At 70.9% G+C, this 13,719-nt stretch carries 14 protein-coding genes; 5 read left to right on the forward strand and 9 right to left on the reverse strand.

Features of this window, described 5'->3' with window-relative positions; genetic code table 11:
- Positions 1–4: 4 nt before the first annotated feature.
- Positions 5–685, forward strand: coding sequence for a glycerophosphodiester phosphodiesterase (locus QSK18_RS30430; RefSeq protein WP_232811616.1), 681 nt, complete (start codon positions 5–7; stop codon positions 683–685).
- Positions 686–688: 3 nt separating this feature from the next.
- Here QSK18_RS30430 and QSK18_RS30435 read toward each other — a convergent pair whose 3' ends face one another.
- The 4 genes from QSK18_RS30435 to QSK18_RS30450 are packed head-to-tail and all read right to left on the reverse strand — an operon-like array spanning position 689 to position 2,971.
- Positions 689–934: a hypothetical protein gene (locus QSK18_RS30435; protein ID WP_232811617.1), complete on the reverse strand. Its 246-nt coding sequence runs from the start codon at positions 932–934 to the stop codon at positions 689–691.
- A gap of 48 nt (positions 935–982) precedes the next feature.
- Positions 983–1,213 carry a hypothetical protein gene (locus QSK18_RS30440; RefSeq protein ID WP_232811618.1) on the reverse strand — a complete coding sequence of 77 codons (231 nt, stop codon included), beginning with the start codon at positions 1,211–1,213 and terminating at the stop codon, positions 983–985.
- Positions 1,214–1,222: 9 nt separating this feature from the next.
- On the reverse strand, positions 1,223–1,954 hold the full coding sequence (locus QSK18_RS30445) for a DUF1275 family protein (RefSeq protein ID WP_285626300.1): 732 nt from the start codon (positions 1,952–1,954) through the stop codon (positions 1,223–1,225).
- A 60-nt stretch (positions 1,955–2,014) separates the two neighbouring features.
- Positions 2,015–2,971: a glycoside hydrolase family 5 protein gene (locus QSK18_RS30450; RefSeq protein ID WP_285626303.1), complete on the reverse strand. Its 957-nt coding sequence runs from the start codon at positions 2,969–2,971 to the stop codon at positions 2,015–2,017.
- A gap of 65 nt (positions 2,972–3,036) precedes the next feature.
- Between QSK18_RS30450 and QSK18_RS30455 the strand changes: the two genes are divergently transcribed.
- The gene (locus QSK18_RS30455) at positions 3,037–4,455 is read left to right on the forward strand and encodes a glucose-6-phosphate dehydrogenase (protein WP_232811621.1); all 1,419 of its coding nucleotides are present in this window, start codon (positions 3,037–3,039) and stop codon (positions 4,453–4,455) included.
- Here QSK18_RS30455 and QSK18_RS30460 read toward each other — a convergent pair.
- From QSK18_RS30460 to QSK18_RS30470, 3 genes are all read right to left on the reverse strand, one after another.
- Positions 4,432–5,004 carry a hypothetical protein gene (locus QSK18_RS30460; protein ID WP_285626308.1) on the reverse strand — a complete coding sequence of 191 codons (573 nt, stop codon included), beginning with the start codon at positions 5,002–5,004 and terminating at the stop codon, positions 4,432–4,434. The two genes, QSK18_RS30455 and QSK18_RS30460, sit on opposite strands and share 24 nt — an antisense overlap.
- An 80-nt stretch (positions 5,005–5,084) precedes the next feature.
- Complete coding sequence (locus QSK18_RS30465) at positions 5,085–5,885, reverse strand: GntR family transcriptional regulator (protein ID WP_232811623.1); 801 nt, start codon at positions 5,883–5,885, stop codon at positions 5,085–5,087.
- Between the two features lie 40 nt (positions 5,886–5,925).
- A complete protein-coding gene (locus QSK18_RS30470; protein ID WP_232811624.1) occupies positions 5,926–6,444 on the reverse strand; it encodes a DUF6328 family protein in 519 nt (172 codons plus the stop codon).
- 107 nt (positions 6,445–6,551) lie between these two features.
- Between QSK18_RS30470 and QSK18_RS30475 the strand changes: the two genes are divergently transcribed.
- The 3 genes from QSK18_RS30475 to QSK18_RS30485 all read left to right on the forward strand — a co-directional run bounded on the left by QSK18_RS30475 (position 6,552) and on the right by QSK18_RS30485 (position 9,705).
- Entirely contained in the window at positions 6,552–7,199 is a 648-nt protein-coding gene (locus tag QSK18_RS30475) for an ACT domain-containing protein (protein ID WP_285626314.1), read from the forward strand.
- 187 nt (positions 7,200–7,386) lie between these two features.
- On the forward strand, positions 7,387–7,956 hold the full coding sequence (locus QSK18_RS30480; RefSeq protein ID WP_232811626.1) for a histidine phosphatase family protein: 570 nt from the start codon (positions 7,387–7,389) through the stop codon (positions 7,954–7,956).
- Positions 7,957–8,040: 84 nt separating this feature from the next.
- A complete protein-coding gene (locus tag QSK18_RS30485; protein ID WP_232811627.1) occupies positions 8,041–9,705 on the forward strand; it encodes a long-chain fatty acid--CoA ligase in 1,665 nt (554 codons plus the stop codon).
- Positions 9,706–9,712: 7 nt separating this feature from the next.
- Here QSK18_RS30485 and QSK18_RS30490 read toward each other — a convergent pair whose 3' ends face one another.
- Together QSK18_RS30490 and QSK18_RS30495 are read right to left on the reverse strand one after the other, a co-directional pair.
- Positions 9,713–11,278, reverse strand: coding sequence for an LCP family protein (locus QSK18_RS30490; RefSeq protein ID WP_285626317.1), 1,566 nt, complete (start codon positions 11,276–11,278; stop codon positions 9,713–9,715).
- 212 nt (positions 11,279–11,490) lie between these two features.
- On the reverse strand, positions 11,491–13,551 hold the full coding sequence (locus QSK18_RS30495; protein WP_285626320.1) for an LCP family glycopolymer transferase: 2,061 nt from the start codon (positions 13,549–13,551) through the stop codon (positions 11,491–11,493).
- Between the last annotated feature and the right edge of the window lie 168 nt (positions 13,552–13,719).

A 13,719-nucleotide genomic window follows, 5' to 3' on the forward strand; every position in this document is an offset into this window, starting at 1 on the left:
GTTTGTGGCGTCCCCCTTGATGATCGCGCACCGCACCCCGGCCGACCGGACGAGCTGCGAGGCCCTGGTGGCATCCGGCGCGAACGTGTTCGAAGTGGACCTGATGCTGGCCGCCGACGACGAGATCGTGCTCTCGCACGACATCCCGTTCCTGACCAGCGTGCCCTGGTTGCGGCACGACGGACTGCGGTTCATGTTCGGCCGGCACCCGGTGGGCCCGCCGCTGGCGGCGGTCGCCGAGCTGCTCCCGTCCGGGGTGGAGATGCTGCTGGACCTGAAGTGCGACCGCGGCACCGAGGCGTTCCGGCTGGTGCGCAAGCTGCTGACGCTCGGCCTGGACCCGGCCCGGTGCTACGTGAGCAGCAAGAACTGGCGTTCGATGGAGGAGCTGGAGCGTGAGGGCTTCCGTACCTGGCGCAGCGTGGCGCACCCGTGGGCTCTGAAGGGACTGCTTGAGGACGACGCGGCGCCCGGTTACGCGGTCACGGTCCGGCACCCGCTGCTCACCTCGGGACCGAACGGCACGATCGAGCGTCTGCAGCGCCTGGGCAAGGTGATGGCCTGGACGGTGAACGACCCGCAGCGGGCGGGCGAGCTGGTCGCGGCCGGGGTCGACGGGGTGACCTCCGACCTGCCGGCCGTGTTCAGCTCGATGAGCGCCGAGGTGACGCGCCGGGCCGGCTGAGGGTCACTTACGCCGGGCCTTGGTCTTGGCCGGCCGGTCCGGCTGCTTGCGCATCCGGACCTGCCCGAGGTTCTGCTCGTCGATCTTCTTGGCCTCGGACCAGGCCTTCCAGCCGCAGACCCCGAGCCAGAGCAGGCCGATCACGAAACCCAGCAGGTTGCCGTGCATCGCGCCGAGGACGGCCCGGACGAAGCCAAGGAAACCCAGGACGGACCAGAAGATGATCCTCAGACGCTGTTCCTTGGTCATGCCGTCAATCTACCTGCTGGTCACCGGCCGGTGGCAGTCACGATCCGGTCACCGCCGGCCGTAGCGCTCCCGGTCGAGCTTGCTCGGGGCCGCCTTCTTGGCCCGTTCGCGCATCACCATGACCACGGCGATCGCACCGCCGCACCAGGCTCCCAGCAGGCCGCCGGAGACCGTGCTGTTGATTTCGGTCAGCACCGTGACCACGACCAGAACCGCCAGAACGGCCAGCCAGACCGCGATCGCGATCCGCACCCGCGGGGTCAGCTTGAACTCGCCCATGAGATCAATCTAGCGGGGCGCCTGACCGTGCCGGCGGGTCGTCCACACGCCCAGGCCCAGAGCCAGGGCCACCCCGCCCAGTTGCAGCGCCGGCACGAGCCCCTCGGCCCACTCCAGCAGGGCGGCGGCCACGGCGGCGCCGACCACCAGGGCGATGAGCAGGGTGCCGCTGTGCGAGACATCCTTCAGAGGACGTCCGGAGGCCAGTCGGACGACCAGAGTCGTCAGGGTGCCGGTCATGTAGGTCGTGGACAGGCCGGACACCCCGAAGCGCGTGATCGCACTGCTCTGCAGGCCCAGGGCGAACGAGTTCAGCGCCAGCAGGGCGGCCATCAGCAGACCCTCCGGGTGGTTGCCGCTGCCCCAGTAGAAGCCGGCGTAGACCGCGAAGATCACGAGTTCCACCAGCAGGGCCCGGTTCACCGCCGCCGGCCAGACCGGGTCGGCCGCCGAGGAGGTGCCGGCCACCCGCGTGCCGATCGCCGCACCGGCCACGAAGGCGGCGATGGCGGCCAGGGCGTGGGCCCAGACGTCCGCTTCACCGTGGGCCAGACCGGTGCCGAAGAGCACCAAATTGCCGGTCATCACGCTGGTGAAGGTGCCGCCCAGGGCGAGGAAGCCGATCGCGTCGGTAGCGCCGCTCACGAAGGCGAGCACCACCGCAGCCCGGTCGCGGGCCCGCCCGGCCGCCACCCGTCCATCGTTCTGCTCCGCGGCCTGCTCGTCCTGCTGCGCAACCATGCCGACGCCTCCTTGGGATCCAATCAATGTCTGATTGTGCACGATCCTGAGGAGTGGCAGTCAGGCGCCTCGCAGGGCCTTCAGCAGGTCTGCACGCCAGATCTGGGCGGCGGGATCGAACACGCCGAAGTCGGTGGCGAAGTCCCAGTGCACCCAGCCCAGGCCGAGCCGCTCACACTCCGAGCGCACCCAGCCGGTCCAGGCCATGCGGTCGGCCCAAGGAGCCTTCTCGTAGGCGCCGAACTCGCCGATCACCACCGGCAGGCCACGGTCGGCGGCCCAGGCGGCGGCCCGGGACAGATCGTTGGTGACGGCCCGCCGGTCGCGCTCGGCATCGGCCCAGTGCGGCCCGCCCGGCCAGCCGTTGCCGCGCGCGTTCGACTCCCCGCCCAGCCAGCGGGTACCGGCCCAGGCGTCGGCGCCCTCTTCCCAGTGGGCCGACTGGTGGGTGAAGGCGAACGGCTCGTAGTAGTGCAGGGTGGCGACCAGGTGCTCGTCGCGCGGCACGTCCAGCTCCAGCAGGCCGGCCAGCGCGCCGGCCCGGGCACCCGAGACGATGACCGGCCGCGACCCGTCCTCGGTTCGAACTGCCTCCAGAACCTTTGGCAGCAGGGAGTTCCAGCCGCTCGGCGTGAGCGCGTCGCGGGGTTCGTTCAGCAGGTCGAAGGCCAAGCGGGCGTCGGGCTGGTCCGCGAACCCACGGGCCAGGTGCGCCCACAGCCCCACCAGCTTCTGGGCCGCGCCCGGCTCGCCCTGCATCAGCCCGTCGGCATGGTGCATCGAGAGCACCACGGCCAGATTGCGGGCCAGCGCCTGCTCGGTGATCGAGCGCACCACCTCGTCGAGGCTGCCCAGGGGTTCGTCCCACCACCGCACCGGTAGGCGCACGCAGTCGAAACCCGCCGCCGCTATGGCGTCGAGGTGTTCCGGCCGCAGCTCCCAGCCCGGCCGGACCCCTTGCCTCAGGTCCAGCAGACCGCCCAGATTGACTCCACGAACCTGCCCCCATGCATGCACAACCGCGACAATACGGTCGGCACACACGGATGGCGAGGTTCCGGATCTGGGGTGAGGATCGGCGGGTGACCGAATCCCCGCAGTCACCGACCATTTTTGTCCTGTTCGGTGCCACCGGCGACCTTGCCGCCCGGATGGTGCTGCCCGCCTTCTACACCCTCGCGCAGAAGAATCTGCTGCCGCCGCAGTGGCGCCTGATCGGCAACGGCCGGGGCGACGTGGCACACGAGGACTTCCGCAAGGACGTGCGCGCCGCCCTCGACGAGTACGGCCCGGAGGTGGACGAGGCCTCCTGGGACGAGTTCGCCGGGCGCCTGCTGTTCGCCGGGGGCGGGTTCGACGAGACCGGCCCGGGCAGCCTGCTCGACGTGATCCGCGACGTCGAGGACGAGCTGGACGACACCGCCGAGCCGGACTTCGTGCACTACCTGGCCATCCCGCCCAAGGCCTTCGAGTCCACCGCCCGGGCGCTGAAGAAGCACGGGCTCAGCGACCGGGCCCGGGTGGTGTTCGAGAAGCCCTACGGCACCTCGCCCGACGACTTCCGGCAGCTCGACTCGGTGGTCCACGAGATCCTCGACGAGGAGCAGGTCTTCCGGATCGACCACTTCCTGGGCAAGGAGGCCACCCAGAACCTGCACGTGCTGCGGTTCGCCAACCAGACCATGGCCGGGATCTGGCACCGCGAGCACGTGGCCGCGGTGCAGATCGACGTGCCGGAGACGCTGGACGTGGCCAACCGGGCGGAGTTCTACGACGCCACCGGCGCCCTGATGGACATGGTGGTCACCCACCTGATCCAGGTCGCCGCCGAGGTGGCGATGGAACCGCCGCTCAGCCTGGGGGCCGACGACCTGCAGCAGGCCCGCGAGTCGGTGATCGCGGCGTTCCGGCCGCTGAAGCCCGAAGAGGTGGTGCTCGGCCAGTTCGAGGGCTACCGCGAGATCGAGGGGGTGGCCGACGACTCGCAGACCGACACGTTCTGCGCGGTCCGCCTCTGGGTCGACACCGACCGCTGGCACGGCGTGCCGTTCCTGCTGCGCACCGGCAAGAAGCTGGGGATCAGCGAGCAGCGGGTGAGCCTGGTCCTGCGGCCGGTCGAGGGCCCGCTGCCGGCTCCGGAGCAGCCCAGCACGATCGACCTGTCCCTGGCCGGGGCCGGTTCGCTCGAGGCCGGTTTCGTGCTGAAGCGCCCGGGCGAGGGGCTGAAGCTGGCCCAGGTGCGGCAGCGGCTGGAACTGCAGGACGTGCAGGACGCGGATCCGTTGCCGCCCTACGTGGCGCTGCTGTACGACGTGCTCACCGGCGACCGTTCGCTCTTCACCGGCAGCACCGGGCTGGAGCACGCCTGGCGGGTGGTCGACCCGATCCTGCGGGACCGGCCGCAGCCGCAGCCCTACGCCCCCGGCAGCATGGGGCCGGAGGCCGCGGACGAGCTGGCCGCACCCTACGGCTGGCGGTCAGGCGAGCACCGAGACGACTGACACGGCGAGCGAGGTGTCCGGCTCCAGACCGGCGACGGTGACCGGAGCCGGACCCTCAAGCCGGAACTCTGGCGCCGGGCCGAGCACGAGCTGGCGCTGCCAGACCGCGGTGAGCGAGCCCGTATCCACCCGGGCCTCCAGGTCGGAGAACAGCTCCGCGTAGCTCACTCCGGCGCGTTTGCGCCCCCAGCCCACCCAGGCACCTTCCACCGGGGGAGCGGTGCCGGCGCGCAGCCCGTAGAGCCCGCCGGTGCCGTCGAGCACCGCGCCGGCCAGGGCGTCGTGCCGTTCGAGGCGCGTCTCGTCCACCGCGGCCTCGGCGAGCACGCCCAGCGAGGCGTAGCCGTCGATCAGGTACCAGTCTTCGTAACCCGGGGTGCTCTGCCAGGGCAGGGGCGGCACCCGCAGGGTGTACGAGGCCAGGTAGCCCGGGACCTGCCCGGCGCCCAGCATGGCCAGGCGCTCGTGGAAGAGCGCCAGGTCACGCTCGTAACCCTCGGGCGAGATGCCGTTCTGCGGGCGGTGCCAGAAGGTGTACGACAGCGTCACTCGCGGTCTCCCCAAGGTCTCACCGAACAATTGGGGACGATTGTCGCGGACCCGGGACGGACGTCCATAGTTTGTTTTTCTCAGGACTCCGAGGAGGCCTTGGGCGGCCCGTCGAGCGGCTCCGCCGCCACCGTGTACCCCTGCGGCGACCACTCCGCGAGCACCGAGTAACGGTCGGCGCGGACCACGGTGTGCCGGTACTCCATGCGCCGCTGCTGCACCGTGCTGACCCGCTCGATCTGGAAACAGGCCACGTCCGGCGGCACCGCCAGCAGTTCCCGGTCGCGCTGGGTGGGCATGATCGCGCCGATCCGCTCGCGCCCGCCGGCCATCGAGACCCCGCAGCGGGCGGCCAGCTCGTCGTACAGGCCGGAGACGGTGAAGTCGACCTCGAGCAGCGGGCTGGCCACCTCGGCCGGGATCCAGACCCGGTCGTGGGCCATCGGCAGCTCGTCGGCCAGGCGCATCCGCTCCAGGTGGAACAGCGGCACGTCGGGCTCCAGGCCGAGCTCCTCGGCGGCCGCCGCCCAGGTGACGATCTCCTGGGCGATCACGATGCTGCGCTGCAGGATGCCCTGCGCGTCGACCTCCCGGAACAGCGAGTACAGACTGCCCAGCGGCGGGTTGGAGTCACCGCCGCGACGCACCCACGAGCCCCGGCCCTTGGCCGAGTCGATCAGCCGCGACTCGCGCAGCCGGCGCAGCGCCTCGCGCACCGTGTACCGCGAGACCGCATAGGCCTCGACGAGCTCGAGCTCGCCCGGGAACTCCTGATCGAACGCACCAGCCTGCAGCCGGCGGGTGAGCTCCTGCTGGAGCTGCGCCCAGAGCGGCATGGGACTCGAGCGATCAAGGGCATGAACCTCGTCCGGCCCCGTCACGGTGACCACCTCCGGGCCGACGCGTATCTACGGCAGTAGCTTAGTGGTCCTGGTGGGGCGACTCGCCCTCGCCTTCCCCCGCCTGCGCCCCGGGCGCACTGCCGGAGCGCGCCAGGAGCGGGAAGAGCGCCCAGGCCGCGAGCAGGATCACTCCCAGACCACCGGTGATCACGAGCGCCGTCGACCGCCCCAGGACCAGGTCGAGGACCAAGTCCACCGCACAGCAGATGGCCAGCGCCAGGAAGAACAGGCCACCGATGGCGAAACGGGAGGCGACCAGGACCACCTGAGCCTTCTGCCGGCGGCCGAAGAGGGCGCGGTGGTAGGCCACCGGTGCGATCAGGCAGACGGTGGCCCCGGCCGCCAGCAGCAGCGCTGCCACCCAGACGTTGCGCTCCCAGCGGTCCAGGTCCTCGAACCGGCTCTGCAGCGGCAGGGTGAGCAGGAACGCGAACAGGATCTGCACCCCGGTCTGGGTGACCCGCAGCTCCTGCAGCAGGTCGACGAAGTTGCGGTCGGCCCGTTCGGCCGGGGTCTCACCAGGGCGATGCGCGTTCATCCGCCGCATTCTCCGGGGTGCGTGATCTGCGCTGCATCGGGGTCTGCGGCCGGTCGCCGTGTGGAATTCTGTCCGTCTCATTCCACCTGGCCGTCAGGAGGCCCGGCTTGCTCGCTCGGATTCGGTTCGGCGTCCCGGACAGGCCCGGCAGTCTGGGGCGGGTCACCTCGGCGATCGGCTCGGTGGGGGCCGACATCGTCAAGATCGACGTGCTCGAGAGCGAGTCCGGCCGGGCCCTGGACGACGTGTTCGTGCAGGTCCGCGACGCCGCCCACCTGGAGCGGGTGGCGACTGCGCTGGACGCCCTGGCCGGGGTGGCGGTGACCGGCGTGCAGCATCCGGCGCCCCCGGTCACCGGTCACGCCGACCTCGGCCTGATCGACCAGGTGCTCTCCCGGCCCGAGCGCGGGCTGCAGACCCTGGTCGACGGTGCACCCCACTGCTTCGGGGCGGAGTGGGCCGCCCTGGTGGAGTACGGCTCCGACCTGGCCGCCGTGAGTTCCGTGCTCACCGTCAGCGTGGCCAGCCCGGGTCCGGAACACGTCGCCCTCACCTCACCGCTGCGTCTGGCCACGGTGCGGATGACTGCGCCCGGGGCGGCCGAGCCCTACAGCGGTACCGCGCTGGTCCCGATCGGCCCCGGTCCGCTGGCTCTGGTCCTGGTGCGTTCCCGCGGTCTGGACTTTCACCGTTCGGAGCTGTGGCGGGTGGGCCAGGTCGGCCAGATCGTCGGGACCGTCCTCGCGCCGGTGTAAGAGCCCGTGCTGCGGACCATGACCTACTGCGGGGCGCCCGGTGGCCGCCTGGACGCGTCCGGCGTGGCCCCACGTAGAAACACCGCTACGAGGGGCCCCACCGGCCACGCCCAGACAGCCACCGGACGTCTCCTCGCTACGGCCCTGATCCGCAGCACGGGCTCCCGCTCGTGTGAGGATCACGCCTGTGACCTTGCATGAACCTGAACTCTGGCTGATCCGGCACGGGCTGACCGAGTGGGCCCGCGACCGCCGGCACACCGGCCGCAGCGACATCCCGCTGCTGCCCGAGGGCGAGGCGGCGGCCGCCAAGCTCGCTCCTCGCCTGGCCGACGTCCACTTCGACCTCCAGCTGTCCAGCCCGCTGCAGCGGGCCTGGCGCACCGCCGAACTGGCCGGACTCGACCCCAAGGCCGAGCCCGACGCCCAGGAATGGGACTACGGGCAGTACGAGGGCATCACCACCGCCCAGATCCAGGAGCAGGTGGCCGGCTGGTCGATCTGGACCTCCCCGGTGCCCGGTGGGGAGACCCTGGAACAGGTCTCGGCCCGGGCCGACCTCGTGATCGAGCGGGTGCGGCGCGAGGCGCAGACCCGCGCCGTGGTCGTGGCCCACGCCCACTACCTGCGCATCCTGGCCGCCCGCTGGATCGGGCAGGACGCCTCGCTGGCCGCTCACCTGGCGCTGCACACCTCGACACTCAGCGTGCTGGGCTGGGATCGTGGGACCCCGGTCATCGATCAGTGGAACGGCTGATCTCCGCATTTGGGGAAACCCCCACCTGGTCGTGACCGTTGGGCAACACACCGATGTGTCCCACGTCACGACGAGGTGATTTGTGTGCGCAGCACCATGCAGAACGTTCCCCTGATGACCTCCCGCATCATCGACTACGCGGGCACCGTCTACCCCGCGTCGGAAGTGGTCACCTGGGGCGCGGAAGGCCCTCGGAGGCAGTCGTTCCCCGAGGTGGCGAAAGACTGCCGCAGGCTGGCGCACGCGCTGCGGGCACTCGGGGTCGAGGGCGACCAGCGGGTCGGCTCGTTCATGTGGAACAACGTCGAGCACCTGGTGCTCTACCTGGGTGTTCCGGCGGCCGGGGCGGTGCTGCACACGATCAACATCCGGCTCTTCCCGCAGCAGATGGTCTACGTGGTCAACCACGCCGAGGACAAGGTCGTCTTCGTCGACAACTCCCTGGCCCAGCCGTTCTCGGCGCTGCTGGAGCACACCCCGCTGGTCGAGCACGTGGTGGTCAACGGCCCGGTGCCGGACGAGGTGAAACAGGCGCTCGCCGGCGGCGGTAAACGCCAGGTGCACGACTACCGGGCACTGCTGGACGCCCAGCCCGACACCTTCCAGTGGCCGGAGCTGGACGAGAACGACGGCACGCTGATGTGTTACACCTCCGGCACCACCGGGCACCCCAAGGGCGTCGTCTACTCGCACCGCTCGAACCTGCTGCACGCCACCTTCTGCGCCGGCGCCAACGGCCTGGGGCTCACCCACTCCTCCCGGGCGCTGGCGATCGTGCCGCTCTTCCACGCCAACGCCTGGGGCCTGGCCTACGCCGCGATGATGGCCGGCTCCAGCCTGATCATGCCCGACCGCTTCCTGCAGCCCGAGCCCCTGGCCCGGATGATCGAGGGCGAGAAGGTCACCTGCGGCGGGGCGGTCCCCACCCTGCTGACCGGGCTCCTGGAGTTCCTCGACGGGCATCCCGAGGTCGACGTCAGCAGCCTGGACCGGATGATCGTGGGCGGCTCGGCCTGCCCGCCCGCGCTGATGCACGCCTTCCATGAGCGCTACGACGTCACCCTGCTGCACGGCTGGGGCATGACCGAGACCTCGCCGCTGGGCACCGTGGCGATTGCCCCGGAAGGCGTGGAGGGCGAGGAGTACTGGAACTACCGGCACTCCCAGGGCCGGCTCGCCCTGCACGTCGACGCCCGCCTGATCGGCCCGGACGGCAGTCCGCAGCCCTGGGACGGCAAGGCGGTGGGCGAGATCGAGGTGCGCGGGCCCTGGATCACCGGCTCCTACTTCCGCGACGACGACCCGGCCTCGGCCGACAAGTTCGACGACGGCTGGCTGCGTACCGGTGACATCGGCAGTCTCACCCCGGACGGCTACCTGACCATCAGCGACCGGGCGAAAGACGTGATCAAGTCCGGCGGCGAGTGGATCAGCTCGATCGACCTGGAGAACGAGCTGATGGCGCATCCGGCGGTGCGCGAGGCCAGCGTGGTCGGGGTGCCGGACGACAAGTGGGGCGAGCGCCCGCTGGCCATCGTGGTGCCGGCCGAGGGGCAGACGCCCGCGGTCGAGGAGCTGCGCGACTTCCTGCAGGCCCGGGTCGCCCGCTGGCAGGTGCCGGAGCGCTGGGCCTTCGTCGAGGAGGTGCCCAAGACCAGCGTGGGCAAGTTCGACAAGAAGGTGCTGCGGGCCCGGTACGCCGAGGGGGCGCTGGACGTGGTCCAGGTGCAGAAGGCGGCCTCGGCCTGAGCCCGGCTCAGCAGACCGCGTCCACGTCCTGAGCCCGGTTCGGGTTGGCCGCCTTCGGCTGCCCCGAGGGGTTCTTCGGCCGGGACGGCCCGGGTGACGCGCTCGGAGTGGGCTCCTGCGGGGCCCGCTCCGAGCTCGCGATCGCCCGCTTCACCAGCTTGTGCACCTTGTCGAAGTCCGGGGCGGTCACGTCGACCACGGCCTTGGTGAACGGCAGGCTGGTCACCTTCGCGCCCTGGACGCGCCGGCTCAGCTCGACCCAGGCGTCCAGGTCGCGACGCGGGATGCCGGTGGTGATGTTCCGCTTGGCCGCCCGGGCCAGCCGGGGGAACTGCAGGGCCACGGTCACCGGGTCGACCTGGTCGACGAAGGCGGCGATCACGCACCGCTGGCGCTGCATCCGGCTGTAGTCGTCGCTGGCCCAGCGCGAGCGGGCGAACCAGAGGGCGTGGTAGCCGTCCAGGTGCTGGTTCTCGCCGATCTCGATCCAGCCGCCGGTGGCCTTGTGGTAGATCGGCGACTCGGGATTGCCGTCGCCCCCGATCGGCAGCCGCTCCCGCACGTTCACCTCGAGCCCGCCGATCGCGTTGACGAACTCGGCGAAGCCCTTGAGGTTGAGCATCGCGTAGGTGTCGATCTTCAGGCCGGTCACGCCCTCGATCGCGTCCTGAGTGGCCGCCAGCCCCGGATTGCGGAACCGGTCGTAGCCCGAGCCCGCACCCTCGGCCCAGGTCCAGACCGCGTTCAGCATGCACGGGTCGCCGTAGCAGTTGAACCCGTCCGGCCAGGCGCTGTTGCCCGGGGTGCCGAACGGGAAGGGGGCGTTCTTCAGGTTGCGGGGCAGGCTGAACAGCACGGTGTTGCCCGACCGGGTGTCGATGCTGGCCACGATCATCGTGTCCGGGCGCACCCCGATCCGGGAGTCACCGGCGTCCGAGCCGAGCAGCAGCACGTTGATCCGCGGGGTACCGGCCCAGGGGTCGGCCTCGGTGGTCTCGGTCAGCGCCGTGCTGGTCTCGGTGTCGACCGTCTGCCGGAACATCGTGTCCACCAGGTCGCGGCCGATCAGCGCGTAGCGGCCGGCCTCGTAGGCGGGCATCGCCACCGCGGTGACCAGGGCCACCACCACGAGCGAGGCGAACAGCCGCTGGCCGCCGCCCAGGCTGGCGTAACGGCGCAGCTGGACGTGGGTGAGCAGGATGGCCAGCACCCAGAGCGTCGCGATCACGGCGATCGACACGGTGGCCACGACCAGGCGCCCGGGTGCGATCACCAGGGTCTGGACGCGTTCCAGCGGGTCGTCGCCGAGCGCCAGCCAGCCCAGGGCCAGGCCGCCGGCCGCGGTCAGCCCGAGCAGGAAGCCGCCCGCCCGGCGCCGCCCGGCGGCCAGGAGCCCGCTGCCGGGCAGCAGCGAACCGAGGATCGTCCAGCTGATCACCCAGGCGAAGCCCTGGCCGTGCGCGGTGGCGTGGCTGCCGCGACGGCCGGTGGAGACGACCGGGGCGCCGGGTGCGTCCTCACGTGACCGCCCCGGGCGTCCGGGGGCGGGGTGGCGTTGACGGACGTCGGACATTCCACCCCACAAGGTCGCGTTCCCCGGAACCCGCCTAGAGGTGGCCCGGGCAGCCGCGGATCGCGCACTGAGCCGCGAGTATGCCTGCGCAGCAGCCCGTCTCGACGGCATTGGGCGCGGCAAAGACGGACAAGGCGGCTACTTGTGTGCGAGTGGGGGACACCAGAACGCCGGTCGGCCGATGTGGAGGTCGGCCGACCGGCGGAGGTGGATCAGCAGACGGCCGCGACGTCCTGTGCCTCGGTGGCGTCGCCGGTGGCCTTCGGCTTCTTCGGCTTCTTGGTGGTGGTCGTGCCCTCGGTGGCGCTCACGCTCGGGCTCGGGGTGGACGCCTGGGTGCTCTGGGCCTTCTTGGCGGCCTTCTCGGACTTGGCGATCGCCTTGTCGACCTGCTCGTGGATCAGGTCGTAGTCCGGGTTGGCCCGGTCCGGGATCACCTTGTCGGTGAACGCCAGGCTGGTCTGCTTGCCGCCCTGGACCCGGGTGGCCAGCTCGACCCACGCCTGCAGCTCGTCCTGCTTGATGCTGGTCGACATGTTGCTCTTCAGCGCCTTGGCGATCTTCGGGAAGTTCGTGGCCAGGGTGACCGGGTCGGCCTGCGAGGAGACCGCGGCGATCAGGCAGCGCTGACGTTCCATCCGGCTGTAGTCGGAGGTGCTCCAGCGCGACCGGGCGAACCAGAGGGCGTGGTAGCCGTCCATGTCCTGGTTCTTGCCCGGCTCGATGTATCCCTTGGTCTTCTCCGGGTTGGTCGAGCTGCCGCCGATCGGCAGACGCTCGTAGACGTCGAGCTCCACCCCGCCGATGGCGTCGATGAACTCCTCGAAGCCCTTGAGGTTGAGCATCGCGTAGGAGTCGATCTCCAGGCCGAGCACGCCGGTGATCGCGTCCTCGGTGGCCTTCAGACCGGGGTTCTTGAACTTGGCGTAGCCGGAGTTCGGGGTGTCTTCCGCCCAGCGCCAGATGCCGTTGATCATGCACTGGTTGGCCTCGCACCAGTAACCGTCCGGCCAGTACTTGTCGCCGGGGCTGCCCTCCTTGAAGGGCACCCGCTCCAGGTTGCGGGGCAGGCTGAACAGCACGGTGTTGCCGCTCGAGGGCTGGATGCTGGCCAGGATCATCGTGTCCGGGCGGATACCGGTACGGGTCTCGCCGGCGTCGGAGCCGATCAGCAGCACGTTGACCCGCTTCGTGTCGGCCCACGGGTCGGCCGCCTCGGTGTTCGGCTTCTGGTCGTCCGAGTCCTCGTCACCGTCGCCGCCGAAGACGGTGTTGACCAGGTCGCGCTGTACCAGGGCGTAGTTGCCGACGGTGTAGGTGGGCACGCCCACGCCGACCACCAGGGCGGCGACGACCACCCAGCTGAACGCCTTCTGGGCGCCGTCGAGGGTGGCGTAGCGGCGCAGCTGGCTGTTGGTGAGCAGGACGACCAGGGCCCACAGCACGCCGATCACCACGGCCGCGATGGCCAGCATGAGCAGCTTCTGCGGCTCGAGGGCCACGGACAGGCCGCGCTGCAGGATGTTGCCGGTCAGGGCCCAGACCGCGAAGCCGGCGAACGACACCGCGATCACCCCGAGGACGGCTGCGCCGAGCCGGCGCCAGCCGGCTGCGATCAGGCCGAGGCCGGGCACCAGGGCGCCGATGATGGTCCAGGCCACGACCCAGGAGAAACCCTGGCCGTAGGTGGTGGCGTGGCTGCCGCGGCGGTCGTTCTCGTCGCCTGGCGGGGGCGCGGCCAGACGGCTCTTCGGCTCCCGGGCCTGGGCGCGGCCACCGGGCTCGCGGTCGTCGGCGGCGCGAGGCCGCTCAGGCGCCGCTGCGGCGCTGCGGGCGCCCGGCCGGGGGTCGTAACCGCCGTTGCTGCTGCGGTCGCTGGGGCGGGGGTCGTAGCCACCGTTGCCGCTGCGGTCGCTGGGCCGGGGGTCGTATCCGCCGTTGCTGCTACGGCTGCTGGGCCGGGGGTCGTAACCGCCGCTGCGGTCGCTCGGCCGCGGGTCGTAACCACCGTTGCCACTGCGGTTACCGGGCCTCGGGTCGTAACCGCCGTTGCTGCTGCGGTTACCGGGCCGGGGGTCGTAACCGCCGTTGTCGCTGTCGGAACGACCGGAGCGGCTCTCGGCGTACTCGTCATAACGCCCGCCGCGATCGGAGCCGCGGCCCCGATCGGCATAGCGGTCACCCGCCGCGGAGCCCTGACCGGACGACTGCTCGCCGTAGTGCTCGGCGTCGGCTCGTCGTGGGCGCCGCGAGAAGGGCTCGACCTGCGTCACCCACGCCTCCTGCCGTGTGAAGTGGTGCCTGCTGAATGAGCTACCGGTAGTAGATGCACCACTGGTTCCAACCCTCTGCCTCGCTGCAGACGGCAAAATCGTTACCGCATCCGGGTCGTGCCGTGAGTCACATGGGCAAATCGTTACTCACGTGACATGGGCCGATTC

The sequence above is a fragment of the Kineosporia sp. NBRC 101677 genome (genome assembly GCF_030269265.1).
In the GTDB taxonomy this organism is placed as follows: domain Bacteria; phylum Actinomycetota; class Actinomycetes; order Actinomycetales; family Kineosporiaceae; genus Kineosporia; species Kineosporia rhizophila.